The organism is Actinoplanes sp. NPDC051859, from assembly GCF_044452725.1.
Lineage (GTDB): Bacteria > Actinomycetota > Actinomycetes > Mycobacteriales > Micromonosporaceae > Actinoplanes.
Map to the genome: position 1 here is coordinate 143,153 of NZ_JBITBX010000009.1, position 13,196 is coordinate 156,348.

13 protein-coding genes and 1 tRNA gene are annotated in these 13,196 nt (G+C 67.1%); 7 read left to right on the top strand and 7 right to left on the bottom strand.

Features of this window, described 5'->3' with window-relative positions; genetic code table 11:
* Positions 1 to 4 precede the first annotated feature (4 nt).
* Complete coding sequence (locus ACIA1L_RS23075) at positions 5 to 793, bottom strand: FhaA domain-containing protein (RefSeq protein ID WP_396075117.1); 789 nt, start codon at positions 791 to 793, stop codon at positions 5 to 7.
* A gap of 168 nt (positions 794 to 961) precedes the next feature.
* Between ACIA1L_RS23075 and ACIA1L_RS23080 the strand changes: the two genes are divergently transcribed.
* From ACIA1L_RS23080 to ACIA1L_RS23095, 4 genes are all read left to right on the top strand, one after another.
* Positions 962 to 1,044 (top strand) — tRNA-Leu (locus ACIA1L_RS23080).
* Positions 1,045 to 1,556: 512 nt separating this feature from the next.
* Complete coding sequence (locus ACIA1L_RS23085; protein WP_396074937.1) at positions 1,557 to 2,630, top strand: NAD-dependent epimerase/dehydratase family protein; 1,074 nt, start codon at positions 1,557 to 1,559, stop codon at positions 2,628 to 2,630.
* A complete protein-coding gene (locus ACIA1L_RS23090) occupies positions 2,612 to 3,433 on the top strand; it encodes a WecB/TagA/CpsF family glycosyltransferase (protein ID WP_396074938.1) in 822 nt (273 codons plus the stop codon). The genes ACIA1L_RS23085 and ACIA1L_RS23090 overlap by 19 nt, the downstream gene beginning before the upstream one ends.
* A 302-nt stretch (positions 3,434 to 3,735) precedes the next feature.
* Positions 3,736 to 4,389, top strand: a complete 654-nt coding sequence (locus ACIA1L_RS23095) for a hypothetical protein (protein WP_396074939.1) — start codon at positions 3,736 to 3,738, stop codon at positions 4,387 to 4,389.
* A 70-nt stretch (positions 4,390 to 4,459) separates the two neighbouring features.
* On the opposite strand, the gene ACIA1L_RS23100 is transcribed toward ACIA1L_RS23095, so the two are convergent.
* The 3 genes from ACIA1L_RS23100 to ACIA1L_RS23110 all read right to left on the bottom strand — a co-directional run bounded on the left by ACIA1L_RS23100 (position 4,460) and on the right by ACIA1L_RS23110 (position 6,319).
* Positions 4,460 to 4,912 (bottom strand): hypothetical protein, encoded by a 453-nt coding sequence (locus ACIA1L_RS23100; protein WP_396075118.1) that lies wholly within the window; start codon positions 4,910 to 4,912, stop codon positions 4,460 to 4,462.
* 337 nt (positions 4,913 to 5,249) lie between these two features.
* The gene (locus ACIA1L_RS23105) at positions 5,250 to 5,474 is read right to left on the bottom strand and encodes a DUF397 domain-containing protein (RefSeq protein ID WP_396074940.1); all 225 of its coding nucleotides are present in this window, start codon (positions 5,472 to 5,474) and stop codon (positions 5,250 to 5,252) included.
* Positions 5,438 to 6,319, bottom strand: a complete 882-nt coding sequence (locus tag ACIA1L_RS23110) for a helix-turn-helix domain-containing protein (RefSeq protein ID WP_396074941.1) — start codon at positions 6,317 to 6,319, stop codon at positions 5,438 to 5,440. The genes ACIA1L_RS23105 and ACIA1L_RS23110 overlap by 37 nt, the downstream gene beginning before the upstream one ends.
* Positions 6,320 to 6,747: 428 nt before the next feature.
* On the opposite strand from ACIA1L_RS23110, the gene ACIA1L_RS23115 reads away from it, so the two are divergent.
* A complete protein-coding gene (locus ACIA1L_RS23115) occupies positions 6,748 to 7,047 on the top strand; it encodes a hypothetical protein (protein WP_396074942.1) in 300 nt (99 codons plus the stop codon).
* 4 nt (positions 7,048 to 7,051) lie between these two features.
* On the opposite strand, the gene ACIA1L_RS23120 is transcribed toward ACIA1L_RS23115, so the two are convergent.
* Positions 7,052 to 7,978, bottom strand: a complete 927-nt coding sequence (locus ACIA1L_RS23120; RefSeq protein ID WP_396074943.1) for a PASTA domain-containing protein — start codon at positions 7,976 to 7,978, stop codon at positions 7,052 to 7,054.
* Between the two features lie 105 nt (positions 7,979 to 8,083).
* Between ACIA1L_RS23120 and ACIA1L_RS23125 the strand changes: the two genes are divergently transcribed.
* Entirely contained in the window at positions 8,084 to 9,934 is a 1,851-nt protein-coding gene (locus ACIA1L_RS23125; protein ID WP_396074944.1) for a Hansenula MRAKII killer toxin-resistant protein 1, read from the top strand.
* 111 nt (positions 9,935 to 10,045) lie between these two features.
* Here ACIA1L_RS23125 and ACIA1L_RS23130 read toward each other — a convergent pair whose 3' ends face one another.
* Together ACIA1L_RS23130 and ACIA1L_RS23135 are read right to left on the bottom strand one after the other, a co-directional pair.
* The gene (locus ACIA1L_RS23130) at positions 10,046 to 11,557 is read right to left on the bottom strand and encodes a glutamate-cysteine ligase family protein (RefSeq protein ID WP_396074945.1); all 1,512 of its coding nucleotides are present in this window, start codon (positions 11,555 to 11,557) and stop codon (positions 10,046 to 10,048) included.
* Between the two features lie 369 nt (positions 11,558 to 11,926).
* The gene (locus ACIA1L_RS23135) at positions 11,927 to 12,508 is read right to left on the bottom strand and encodes a YceI family protein (protein WP_396074946.1); all 582 of its coding nucleotides are present in this window, start codon (positions 12,506 to 12,508) and stop codon (positions 11,927 to 11,929) included.
* A gap of 104 nt (positions 12,509 to 12,612) precedes the next feature.
* Here ACIA1L_RS23135 and ACIA1L_RS23140 point away from each other — a divergent pair, with 104 nt between their 5' ends.
* Positions 12,613 to 13,113, top strand: a complete 501-nt coding sequence (locus ACIA1L_RS23140) for a MarR family winged helix-turn-helix transcriptional regulator (RefSeq protein WP_396074947.1) — start codon at positions 12,613 to 12,615, stop codon at positions 13,111 to 13,113.
* Positions 13,114 to 13,196 lie beyond the last annotated feature (83 nt).

Genomic DNA, 13,196 nt, shown 5'->3' on the forward strand with positions numbered 1-13,196 from the left:
GTGACTAGCCGTCCACTCGGAACGTCAACGTCGTGGTGCCCAGCTGGATCATGTCGCCCGGGTTCAGCGCCACAGCAGACACCCGCTGACCATTCACCATCGTGCCGTTCGTCGAACCCAGATCGGTCAACACCACCTGGCTGCCGTCATAATCCAGCCGGGCGTGGCGCCGCGAGATGCCGACATCCGGCAGCCGCAGATTCGCCTGGTCACCCCGGCCGATCACCGTCGACCCCATCTGCAAGGGATAGGTACGCCCGTCGCCCGACACCAGGCCCACACTGCGCCCATTGTGCCCGTGCTGCTGGTACCCACCCTGCTGCTGTTGCTGGTCATACGGCGAATACGCGGGCTGGGCGTCATAGGCCGGCTGCTGCACCGGGGCGACCTCGCCGCCGGTGTACACCTCCGCCGTCACCCGGAACATGCCCGTGTCGAGCCCGTCGCCCCGCTCGATCTCCACAATCACATCGCCGTAGACCGTCCAGGCCTGCTCGCCGATGAACTCCGCCTGCGACTGGGCCAACTCCTGGGCCAACGCGGCGGCATACGGCGCCAACCTGCTGTGGTCGTACGGCGAGAGATCGATCACGTAGCGATTCGGCACGAGAGTCCGGCCACCAGCGAGGATAGCCTTGTGTGCCTCGGCCTCCCGCTGCATGGCGTTCAGAATCTCCACCGGGTGCACGACACCCTTGAACACCTTCGCGAAGGCCCCCTCGACCAGGCCTTCCAATCGCTTCTCAAAGCGCTGCAGCACGCTCACCGGCTCCTCCTCGGGTTCCGAGGACATGATGGTATCCGGCCGCCGCTTGCGCATCTTCGCACCGGACGACCGGTCGCTCCTGACCCTCGTATAACGGCCCACGCCGCCGTGCTAATCTTCCCTGGCGTCACGGGCAGTACCTGCTCGCGATGTAACGAGGGACAGCGTAATCTGTTCCGACCGAAGTAGTGCCACGGGGATGTGGCGGAATGGCAGACGCGCACGGTTCAGGTCCGTGTGTCCGAAAGGACGTGGGGGTTCAACTCCCCCCATCCCCACGAGCGACTGGGCGATCCCTGTCCGCGGAAAGCGCGGACCTGGGGTCGCTCTTTTTTGTCTGCTCCGGGGGCCGAGCCCCCGGAAGCCCCACGGTGCGGTGGCGCGGTTCGTGGGATGGTCACTGTGGGTGACTCGGGCGGCTGCGCCGCTCTTGATTCACTCTTGGTGACGATTTAGTGCGGCTGGCGCCGCTTCGTTACGGCTGGCGCCGCTTCGTTACGGCTGGCGCCGCTTCGTTACGGCTGGCGGCGCTTTGGTGTGGCTGGGGCTGGTTCTTGCGGGTGGCGGCGCTTTGGTGTGGCTGGGGCTGGTTGTTGCGGGTGGCTCTGCTTTGGTGGGGTTGGCGCTGGTTCTGGGGGGTGGTGTTGGTTCTTTCTTGGCTTTGGTCGGGGTCTTTGTTTGCTGGTCGTCTGTTGGGCTGACTTCGTTTGGGTGATTCGTGGGCGGTGGGTGGGGGCGGGCTATGCTCTCATCTGGTTTTCGCTGCCGAGACCGTCTGGAGAGTCTGCTCGTGGCCGTTGCTCTGGTGACCGGGTCAGGTGGCCTTATCGGGTCTGAAGCCGTGCGGCACTTTGCCGGGCTGGGCCTTGATGTGGTCGGGATCGACAACGACATGCGGCAGGAGTTCTTCGGGGCGGAGGCCTCGACCGCGTGGAATGTGCAGCGACTGAGTGCTGATCTTGGTTCTGCGTACGAGCACCATGGGGTGGACATCCGGGACCGGGATGCGGTGGCTCGGATCTTCCAGCGGTATCAGAAGGACATCGCCGTGGTGATCCATGCGGCGGCGCAGCCGTCGCATGACTGGGCGGTGCGGGATCCGTACACGGACTTCGATGTGAATGCCGGCGGCACGCTGACGATGTTGCAGAACACCCGGGAACACTGCATCGAGGCGCCGTTCATCCACTGCTCGACCAACAAGGTTTACGGGGACACCCCGAACCGGTTGCCGCTCGTAGAGCAGGAGACGCGCTGGGAGCTCGACCCGGCGCATCCTTACTACGAGGGCATCACCGAGGACATGTCGATCGACAGCTGCCTGCACTCGATCTTCGGTGCTTCGAAGGTGGCAGCGGACGTCATGGCGCAGGAATACGGTCGCTATTTCGGGATGAAGACGGCGATCTTCCGGGGTGGCACGCTCACCGGTCCGGCCCACTCCGCGACCGAGCTGCACGGCTTCCTTGGGTACGTCATGCGCGCGAACATGGAACGGCGGACGTACCGGATTTTCGGCTACAAGGGCAAGCAGGTCCGCGACGCGATTCACAGCCACGATGTGCTCAGCGCGTTCGAGGCGTTCTTCCGGAACCCGGGCTCGGCCAAGATTTACAACCTGGGTGGCGGGCGGCACTCGAACTGCTCGAACCTCGAGGCGTTCGCGCTCGCGGCGAAGATCAGCGGCACCGAGATGATCACCGAGTACGTCGACGACAACCGGATCGGCGACCACCAGTGGTGGATCGGCTCGATGGCCGCCTTCCAGGCCGACTACCCGGAATGGAAGCAGGTCTACGACGTGCCGATGATCCTCCAGGAGATCTACGAGGCGAACGTCGACAAGTGGGTCCCCACTCCATGATCGACCGGGGCAAGCGCAATGTCCTCGGCGTCCTGGTCGACGCGGTCGACTACGACGCCGCCACGGCCAAGATTCTCGACGCGGCCCGGGAACGCCGGCACTACGCGGTCACCGCGCTCGCCGTGCATGGCGTGATGACCGGCGTACAGAACAAAGCGCACAACGCCCGACTGAACTCCTTCGATCTCGTGACGCCGGACGGCCAGCCCGTCCGCGGCGCTCTCAATCTCCTGCACGGCGCCGATCTCGCGGACCGCGTCTACGGTCCGGAGCTCACGCTGCGCGTTCTGCGCCAGGCCGCGGCTGAGGGCCTACCCGTCTATCTGTACGGGTCGACCGAATCCACCCTGGACCGGCTCATCCCGGCGCTGGAGAAAATGTTCCCCGCGCTCAAGCTCGCCGGCGTGGAATCCTCCAAGTTCCGCAGCAACCGCCCCGGCGAAGAGGTGGAGATCGCCGACCGGATCAAGGCTTCGGGAGCCCGGATCGTGCTGGTGGGTCTCGGCTGTCCGCGGCAGGAAATCTGGGCGCACGCGATGCGCCCGCTGTTGGACATGCCGCTGCTGGCCGTGGGTGCGGCCTTCGACTATCACGCGGGACTGCTGCGAAACCCGCCGCCGTGGATGCAGAAGTATTCGCTCGAGTGGTTGTGGCGGCTCGGCCTTGAGCCTAAGCGGCTCTGGAAACGCTACATTCTGCTAAATCCGGCATATCTGTCCCGGCTCGCGGTGCAAAAGGCCGGGGTGTGGAAAGCTGCCCCACCGGCCGCCACCACCGAGCCGGTCCGCGACTTCGCCGTCTGAGGCTCAGGGATCGGGCGGTGCCGGGATCCCGCCGCCTCGCGGGTGGGATCCCGGCCGACCTCCCCAGGTCGTGCCCGTCGCCGCCGGCGTGCGGTCCCCTGTCCTTCCGCGTCGCGGGGCGTCTGGGACCCGACATTAAGACACGCCTCACGGTCACAACAGGGGGCATTGTCCGCTTCGCCCATTGGGATGAGAGCTGTCGGTAACTCTCCAGGCACACCATGTCACGCGGTAGCCCCTACGGGTCGGCGATCGGTGATATCCCGGTTTCGCGAGTTGCGTACGGGGTGAAGTCTGTCTATGTGAATACCGCCACGGACCTCGTTCTCATCGGCGCCCTCGCCGCGGCTTGGCTTGCTGCCGGGCTGCTCGTCGACGTGCTCCCGGGCTCGCGTACCGCGCGAGTGCTGCGCCGGCGCACTCGAACACTGTCCATGGTGGTCGGCGCGGGAGTCGCGATGTTCCTCGCTGTGCCGGTGGTGACTGTTGTGCAGCCCGGGGATTCTCCGGTGCCGACGGCCGCTGTGCTTCCTGCCGTACCCGCGCTCGTGGTGTTGATCGTGACCGCGCGGCGCCTCACTCAGGTCCGGCGCGGAGTGCGGGCGTTCACGACGGCGCCGCTGGCGCCGGCTCCCCCGGCCCTGGTTGCCGCTGCCGCCCACCCGTTGCTCGCCGCGCCGCTGCAAGTCACCGGCCTGGCCGCGGTTCTCGCGGTCGTGGTGGTGGCGGGCGTCGAGGTGCCCGGCCGCACCGGCGGTGCGCTCACCGCCGCCGCTGTCATCTTGATCGCTCTTGCGACGCGGCACGCGGTGCGGCACAGCAGGCTCAGTGTCGCCGCTCTGACACCGCTCGCCGGAGATCGTTCGCCGAGCGAATCGGTCGAGGCGTTCCCCGGGTCGACCACACCGGTTACGCAGCCAGTGCTCGCCGGTCGCGAGGTTGACCTGGTCGGCTAGACCAGAGTCGAAACAAAGGGGTGGCTGCCGGGTGGGCCACCGGCGCCGGGCGGCCCACCCGGCGCCGGGATTACTGGCGCTTGGCTTCCTGCACGTAGAGCAGTTCGAGGATGGAACGGGCCGCCTCGAACCAGCGGTCCAGCCACTCCGACGGCGGCAGTGTGCCGCGGGCCGGGAGCTCCAGCAGCAGGCCGCGGAGCAGCGGGTGGTCCGCCATCGACGGCGACGGGACCGCATCGACCCAACCGCTCGACGAGAACACCGGCTCGGTCAGACCCTGCATGTCCAGGGAGGGCAGCTTCGCGGCCCGGTCGAGCGCGCTGGTCGGTTCGATCGGAGTACGGGTCGGCAGGCCCGACGACGACAGGCTGGGCCCGCTGCCGCGCGACATCAGTTCGCCGTCGCCGTTTTCGGCTGCAAGCGCGGCTTCGCGCCGGTTCTGCCGGTACGCGCTCACGCCGCCGCTGAATCGGTCCTGCGCGGTCGACGTCCCGTTGCTCAGATTGTCGGAACCCATGGTCATCTGTATTCGCCTTGCCTCGCTCGTTGAGTTGACCCGGCCCGTGCCGTCACGCGAGGGGGACGGTCCGCCGTACGGGCACAGCAGTAATTCGCCGGCGCGGTCCGGTCCGCGCTTAGAGCGTTCAACGAGGAGAATCCCGCGGAGCGACGGTACAAATCCGGCGAAATCCGACAGCACCACTATCGCCGCAGGTCAACCGCTTAGCCAAGGACGATGGCGGGACAGCGCCGGAGGCCGTTGGCGGCCGCGCTCCGTTCGGTGGAGCGAGGGCGGCCGGCGTGCCGGTCCGGCGCTGTCCCGGTAGGAGAAACGTTCCTGACCCGGTGTCGCGCACCGGCTATCGGTCGAACTCGCCGTCCTTGGTGCCGCCCACGAAAGCGTCCCATTCGTCGGCGGTGAAGATCAGGGCAGGCCCGGTCGGGTTCTTCGAGTCGCGGACGGCAATGGCCTCGGCCACGAAGGCCACCTCGACGCAGTTGTCGCAGTTAGGGCCACTGCGCGTGCTCTTGAACCACTCTGCGCGGCTCAGATCGATCCGGAAACCCTTGGTCTCGACTTCCACAATGGCTCCTCTGCCAGCATCTGGATCATGATCTTGGACTCCTCCGGAGAGAGGGCCGTCGCCTGGATGGTCTCGAAGATGGAGTTGTACTTGCGGAGCTCGTCGGACTTCTCCAGAAACAAGCCGCCGGTCGCATTCTCGGCGAACACCACGTTCGGGTCCTCGGCATCAGGAAAGTCGAGAATCGCGAACGTGCCATCCATGCCGGCGTGGGCACCCACCGCGAACGGCAGGATCTGGAGGGTCACGTTCGGCAGCTCAGCCATCTCGACCAATCGCAGTAATTGATCTCGCATGACCTCGTCGCCGCCGACCGGCCGGCTCAGCACCGCCTCATCGAGCACCACCCAAAGATCGATCGGATCGTCCTGAATCAATAACGCTTGGCGAGCCATTCGGACTCGTACCCGTTGCTCTAATTCTTGCTCTGTGTCACCCAATCGAGCGGAGCGAATCATGGCAATTGCATACTTGTCGGTCTGCAAGAGCCCCGGAACGACCTGTTGTTCGTACGCCCGGATCGTCTTGGCAGCAGCCTCCAACCCGACGTATGCGCCGGTCAGCACCGTGCTGAACGGATGCCACCAGCCTTTCTGCCGGGCTTCTCTGGCGATCTGCACCAATTCATCGGACTCGGCGCCATTCACACCGTAAATGTCCAACATGTCCTTAACATCGCGCGGAGTGGCGCTGGTGTGCCCGGTTTCGATCCGGGACACTTTGGACGGCGAACACCCCAACCGATCCGCCACCACCTCGATGGTCACGCCCGCCGCATCGCGGTATCTGCGCAGCTCAGCACCGAGTCGGCGGCGACGGATGGTGGGACTGCGGCGCGGGTTCACGCTTACCTCCGGCAAAAGCGGCGGAAGCTCCGCCGTACGGTGCGGTCGGTCTCAGTCTCTCTGTTGATCTCTTGATCCTTCAAGCGTCGACAGTGATCACTTGGTCACGGACGGCTGACATGCAACTTGCATCGATCCGAGCCGTGGTGCAATCTTCTTCCTATGGCGGAAGTCACTCGGCGCACCCGAGTGGACCGCCTGGACCTGACACGCCGCCGACTACGGGGTCGGCTTCGCTCCGGATTGTCCTACGTGGACGGCAAGCCACGTGGGTCCGGCGGAACCGATGGCGGCAACACGGCAACGGTTAGGGATTGGCATCCCCACAACCTTGCCAAGACGTACGAGCCGGGCACACTGGACCATCTGTGTTCGCTCTACGGCAAAACGGTGTTTGCCCCGAGTCTGGTTTCAGGACAGGAGTTGACGTGCTTCCTCGTTCCGGCGATGTCATCCACGTGACGAAGGCGGCGAGCGTCCAATTCTCATCGCCGATGCTTTTCCGGGTCATCCGCGTACACGACTGGCCGACGTACGAGGGTTGGATCTGGCTGGACGGCTACGAACTCAACACGGCAGGCGACGCGGTCGAACGCCGATCGATCTTCGTGCAGGTCAGCGGCCTGCGACAGATCGGCAAGGCCCCCGACCCCCGGACCCGCAACGGCCGGCAGCCGGGCCTCGCCACCGGTGCCGTTCCGGCCCGGGCGTTGCGCGCCAACCGCTGAGCACTCAGTCCTCGTCGATACCGGCGGCGGACGGATTGGTGGACGGCGCCGAAGCGGTGGCGGTCGGCGCCGACGCCACGATCAGGTTGATGACGGTGTCGCCAGGCACCTGCTGGCCCTCAGCAGGATCGCTCTCGATGACCGTCCCAGCCGGCGCATCCGTGCTGGTCACATAGCGCAGGCGGTAGTTGAGGCCGCTCCGGTTCAGCGCGGCCCGCGCCGCCTCGACCGACAGCCCCCGCAAGGCCGGAATTGTCGTGTCCTTCGGCGTGGTCGGCGGAGCGCTGGACGGCGCTTGTGAGGTCGGCGGCTCGGAGGACGGCGCCACGCTGGACGGTTTCGCCGTGGGTGACGGCGCGGCTGGCTTCGTCGCGGTCGGCGGGGGCGGCAGCGGATCCTCCTCGCCGCCGGAATTCTGGGCGATCAGCCAGACACCCCAGCTCAGCACGCCCAGCAGCGCAAATGCGATCAGACCCACGACGATCGGCAACCACCACTTGTTCGGCGCCTGATCGCTCCCACCCGGTGCCGCGGCCCAGTCCGTCCGCGTCTCATCACCCGGTGCCGAGCCCGACGCCGAGCCGGGCCCCCGCACCCCGGCGCGACCCGCCCACACCGGGTCCGCATCCGGCTGTTCCGCACCGGCCGGCCGGTGGACGGCAGTCGCGTCGTCCCCGCCGGATCGATAGACGGTCGTCGCGTCATCGCCTCCGGCGCGATAGACAGCCGTCGCGTCGTCGGTCGCCGGACGATGAATTTCTGTGGCGTCGCCCGCAGCCGGAAACATCGCCGTCCGATCCGCATCGGCCGGCGTCCGCGGCACCTCCTGGGTGGAATCGTCCCCCTTCCGGGGACGCTCGTTCGGGTGTTTTCCGCTCTCGCCAGAGGCTTCGTCGCGGAAAGGGAAGAACTCGCCGGTGTCGTCGGACATCGCCGTACCTTTCCCTCAAGCAGTTCCTCAGAATCAACTTAACCAATCTTGAAGCTATGGTTCATCAATTCGCAGGCATCGTCCCCGGCGGCTACAGTGCCCGGCATGGCTGCTAGGGGGTGGACAGCGCAGGTAGGAGCCGCGGCTGGAGTAGCCGCGGGGACCGGCGCCGCCCAACTCGGTCTCGGCTACGGCCTCGGCGTCGTGGTGTGGCCCGCGGGTGTCACCGCCGGCGACACCGAGTGGGTGAGCAGCCTCGGCTGGGCAACCTGGACCGCCGCGAGTGCCACCGTCTTCGGCGCGGTCATCGCGAGCCGGCTCGGCCGCACCGCCGGCGGCCTGTGGCGCTTCGCGCTCGCAGCGTCCGCAGCGGTCGGCGCCCTGCTGACGGTCGCGCTTATCGCACTTCCGGCCCGTGCTTCCGTACGCGAAGACACCTTCTCCCCCGAAACCCTGGCCGGCGGATACGCGGTCATCGGCGTCCTGGTGGGACTCGTCCTCGCCTTCTGGGCGACGGGCTCCCGGCCGGTCGCCGCGAACCTCATCGCCACCGCCTGCTGGCTCTGGTCCCTCGCCGTCGCGGCAGTCGTGACAGACGTCGTCCGAGGCATGCCGACAGCCGCCTACCTTTCCAGCTGGCAATTCCTCGGCTGGCAACACAGCGGCACCATCCATTGGCGCGACGCGGGCCTTACTCTGCTGGCGACCTTCTTGCTCGGCATCATCGGGGCCTGGGCAGCCGCCCGGCGGGGAGACCTCGGCATCGGCACGTCCACGTCCGGCGCGGTCGGCCCGCTACTGGTTGCGGTCGCGTTCCTGGCCCTCGCGCCGCAGCTCACGACGGGTCTCGGTCCGCTCGGATCGGCCTTTCTGACCGCACCGTACGCCGTCCTGGCTGGACTCGCGGGCTCGGCCGTGACGGTCGCCATCGGCCAGCGCTGGGCTACGCGACGCGCCACCAAGTCCGGCGCTCTCAGCATTCCAGCCCAACGGCCTACCCACCGTCCCGCTTTGCCAGCTGCGTCGGCGCCCGTGCGTTCCACTGCGGGCGAAACAGGCCGCGCCGCCGCCGGAGCTGGGCGTGGCGCTATGGCCGAAGCCGAACGCGCTTCCGCGGCCGGAAGCGGCCGCACTTCCCCAGCCGAAGCCGGCCGCGTCGCCGGGACCGGTTCTGAGGGTGCTTCTGTAGTCGAGGCGGGGAAGGCTGCGAAGGCAAAGGCCGGCCGAACCGGCTGGTTTGGCAGGACCGCCCGATCCGGCGGGAAAGATGACCCTCGCGGCACAGATAAGTCGGACAAGTCGGTTGATGAGCGCGTGTCCCGCGGACCTCAACAGAGCGAGCCGGACCGGGTGGACGCGCCGCGGGCGCAGGGCAAGGGCGCTGAAGCGATTGCCGACTCGACCCCGAAGCGGTCCTCATTGTTGGGCCGCCTGCGCCGGAGCCAGAACGCCGCTGAGACCTCGGCCAGCAGCGAAGCCGGGTCCGGATCTACGGCTATCGAGTCCAGATCTGGGGAGAACTCCGGCACTCCTGCGATCGTCACCGGGCGCGCGCAGGCTCCAGCTTCCGCTCGATCATCGCCGCAAGGGATGCCAGAGACGAAGCGCGAGACGGTGGCACGGCCACCGAACACACCGGCTGTTGCCAAGATCAATCCTCCGGTTGCCGGCGGTGCGCCGCCCGCACCCGGGCCGCGCGCAGGGTCTCATCCTGGCCCGCGGGCCGGGAGCGGTGCCACCGAGTCGGAGCCGTTGATCCGTGCCACCCCTGAGATGGGTGACCCTGGCGGCGCGCAACCGGCCACGCCGCCCCGGAAAGCCGCTACCCCTCGAAAGGCGCCGGCAAAGAAGGCGGCCGGCACCAGAGGGACGGCTCGGTCCAAGCCGCCGATACCAGGTGCAAACGATCAAGAATCCAGCACCGACCAGCCCACCCCCGAAGACCCCACCAGCTAAGGGCGTGTCGGCCGACGTGGTCCGCGTGACCCACGACCAGGACCGCACACCCACGCGCCGCCGCCCGGAGCGCGATATGTCCGATGTGGTGAGCGGGTTGAAAGCGGACAGCTAGCCGACCGGCCAGGTGTGCACCGGCTCGTTGGTGCGTTGGTGTTCGGTGTAGGTGAGCAGCATGTGGTGCAGGGCAGCGCGCCGGTCGAGACCCCTGCGGTGTTCGGCGTGCCACACCGCCTCGGTTTGCCAGGTGGTGCCGTTGCGGCGGGTGCGACAGCGGTCCTCGATGATGCCGAGCAGGCGATCTCGGTGCCGGGTGCTCACGCCGAGCTTCGCTAGACCCAGGTGCGCCTTGGGCAGGAGGACGTCGCGGATGAGGTCGGTGACGGGGCTTTCGCCCGTACCTGGCCAATGAATGGTGGTTTCGATGCCGCGACGGGCAGCGGCGTGGAAGTTGTCTTCGGCCGCGGGGAATGCCAGGCGGCTCCAGACGGGCCTTTCCTCTTCGGCGAGTTGGCGGGTCAGGCCGTAATAGAAGGCGGCGTTAGCCAGCATGTCGACGACGGTCGGCCCGGCCGGCAGGACCCGGTTCTCGACGCGCAAATGCGGGCGGCCGTCCATGATGTCGTAGACGGGCCGGTTCCAGCGGTAGACCGTGCCGTTGTGCAGGCGCAGCTCACCGAGGCTTGGCACGTCCCCGCGCTCCAGGGCAGCGATCGGGTCTTCCTCGTCGACGATCGGCAGAAGCGGCGGAAAATAGCGAACGTTCTCCTCGAAGAGGTCGAAGACCGAGGTGATCCAGCGTTCGCCGAACCAGACCCGGGGGCGTACGCCCTGCGCTCTGAGCTCTTCCGGCCGGGTGTCCGTGGCCTGTTCGAACAGCGCGATCCGGGTCTCCGCCCACAACTGCCTGCCGTGCAGGTACGGGGAGTTCGCGCCAACTGCCACCTGGATCGCCGACACCGCCTGGGAAGCGTTCCAGTACGCGGCGAACCGGTCCGGGGGGACTTGCAGGTGGAACTGCACGCTGGTGCACGCCGCTTCGGAAGCGATCGAGTCGTTGGCGGTCTGCAGCCGTTCGACACCGCGAATATCCACACTGAACTGTTCGCCGCGGGCGCCGGCGATCTGGTCGTTGAGAGCGTGGTAGCGCTCGTTCGCCGACAGGTTTGCCAGGACGAGGTGGTCCGCGGTGAGGGTGGGCAGGCTGCCGATGAGCACGATCGTGGCGTCGGATTTGGCGGCCCGGTCTTCGGCCCGGCCGATGCTTTCCAGGAGGTCTCGCTCGTAGTCGGCGAAGCCGTCTCCGCAGATCGTGCGCGGGCGCGCGTTGAGCTCGATGTTGAACTGGCCCAGTTCGGTCTGGAACATCGGGTCGGCGAGATCGGCCAGGATTTCGGCGTTGCGCATGGCGGGTTCGGCCGCGGCGTCCATCAGGTTGAGCTCGATCTCCAGGCCGGTCAGCTGGCTGTCCGCGTCGAACGGGACCGGTGCCGGCCGGGTGCCGCCCTGGACATTGCGCCGATCCAGCATCAGTGCGAGGACGTCGAGACAGCGCCGGACCTTGTGTCGGTACTGCGCGCGGTCCTCGTTGGAGAAGACGGAACCGGAGAGGTCCTTACCCATCGATCCTCCTGGAACGATCGCGTGAGGCTCTCACGTTAGGGGCACCCGGTAACCGTGACCAGGGACGAAACGGACATGCATCAGCGCTGGGTAAGCGCGCGGACGCGTACGGTCCACCATCGCACTCCGCGGAGAGGGCCGCCACCGGAGCGATCGATCGGCGAAGTCCCTGGCCGGACGGACGAACGAGGGCACGCAGCTCCCTTGCGGCGACGGCACCGCGTCGGGCCGCTCGACCGAGTCAGACCTTTCTGTGAAATGTCCAACTGTCGGAACGAAACCCGGCGCAGACATGCGAGCAGCGCCACCCGCATTCGGGTGACGCCGCTCAGCGATGGACCTCCCCGGCGCTACGCCGAGGGAGGGGGATCAGGCCTGCCGGATCGCTTCGCCCTCGATCTCGATCTTGACCTTCTTGCCGATCATGACACCGCCGGACTCCAGCGCCATGTTGTAGGTCAGGCCCCAGTCCTCGCGGTCGATCTCGGTGGTCGCGCTGAACCCGAAGACCTGCTGACCGTACGGGCTGGTGGTCGCACCCTCGAACTCGACGAGCAGCTCGACCGGCTTGGTGACGTCCTTGATGGTGAGCTCGCCGTCGAGGACGATCTCGTTGCCCTCGAACGACTTGATGCCGGTGCTGCGGAACGCCATGGTCGGGTACTTCTCGGCCTCGAAGAAGTCGCCCGTGCGCAGGTGGTTGTCGCGGTCGGCCTGGCCGGTGTGCACGCTGGCGGTCTGGATCGAGGCGGTGACCGCGGACTCGAGCGGGTTTTCCGCGATGGTGATCGTCGCGGTGGCTTCGGCGAAGTTTCCGCGCACCTTGCTGACCATGAGGTGGCGCACCATAAAACCGACCCGCTTGTGCGCGGCGTCGAGCTCGTAGGTGCCGGCGGCCGGGATCTGGAGACCCTGGAATTCGCGGGTACCAGTGGCGGCGGAGTCGGTCATGACATGTCCTTTCGGGGATGAAGCGACGGGATGAGCGGCGATAGTTGTCTGACGGAGCAACTATAAGCCCGGCAATATTCCACTTGTCAAGTGAACGCGCTAACATGACCTTCGTGGGAACCCAATACGACGACCCCCGCTTCACTGCCTTCGGCCTGTTCGCCGAGGCCTACACGGGGCTGATCAACCGCTTCGGCGCGCAGCTGGAGCAACACCACCTCTCCTCGGTCGAGTTCGAGGTGCTGATCCGCCTGGCCCGCTCGCCCGAGAACCGACTCCGGATGACCGACCTGGCCGGACAGACTGCCCTGTCAACCAGCGGCGTCACGCGCGTCGTGGACCGGATGGACCGGGACGGCCTCATCCGGCGCGAGGCCTGCCCCAGCGACCGCCGCAGCTCGTACGCCGTGGTCACCGCGGCCGGACTCGCCCGCCTCGACGAGGTCCTGCCCGGCCACCTCGAGCTCATGCAGCGCTGGTTCATCGGCCAGCTCTCCGCCGAGCAGCTCACCGCGTTCACCGAGTCACTGCGGACCATCCGCGACGCGGTGAACCCGTGCGCCACCGCAGGCACGCACGGTGATGAAGCAACCAGCTCTCCGTAAGAGCTTTACCGTACTTTCGGGCCGAGAACCGGCAGAAGTACCGGCAGAACCGGATACCCCGCCCGGTCGAAACCCGCCTATCT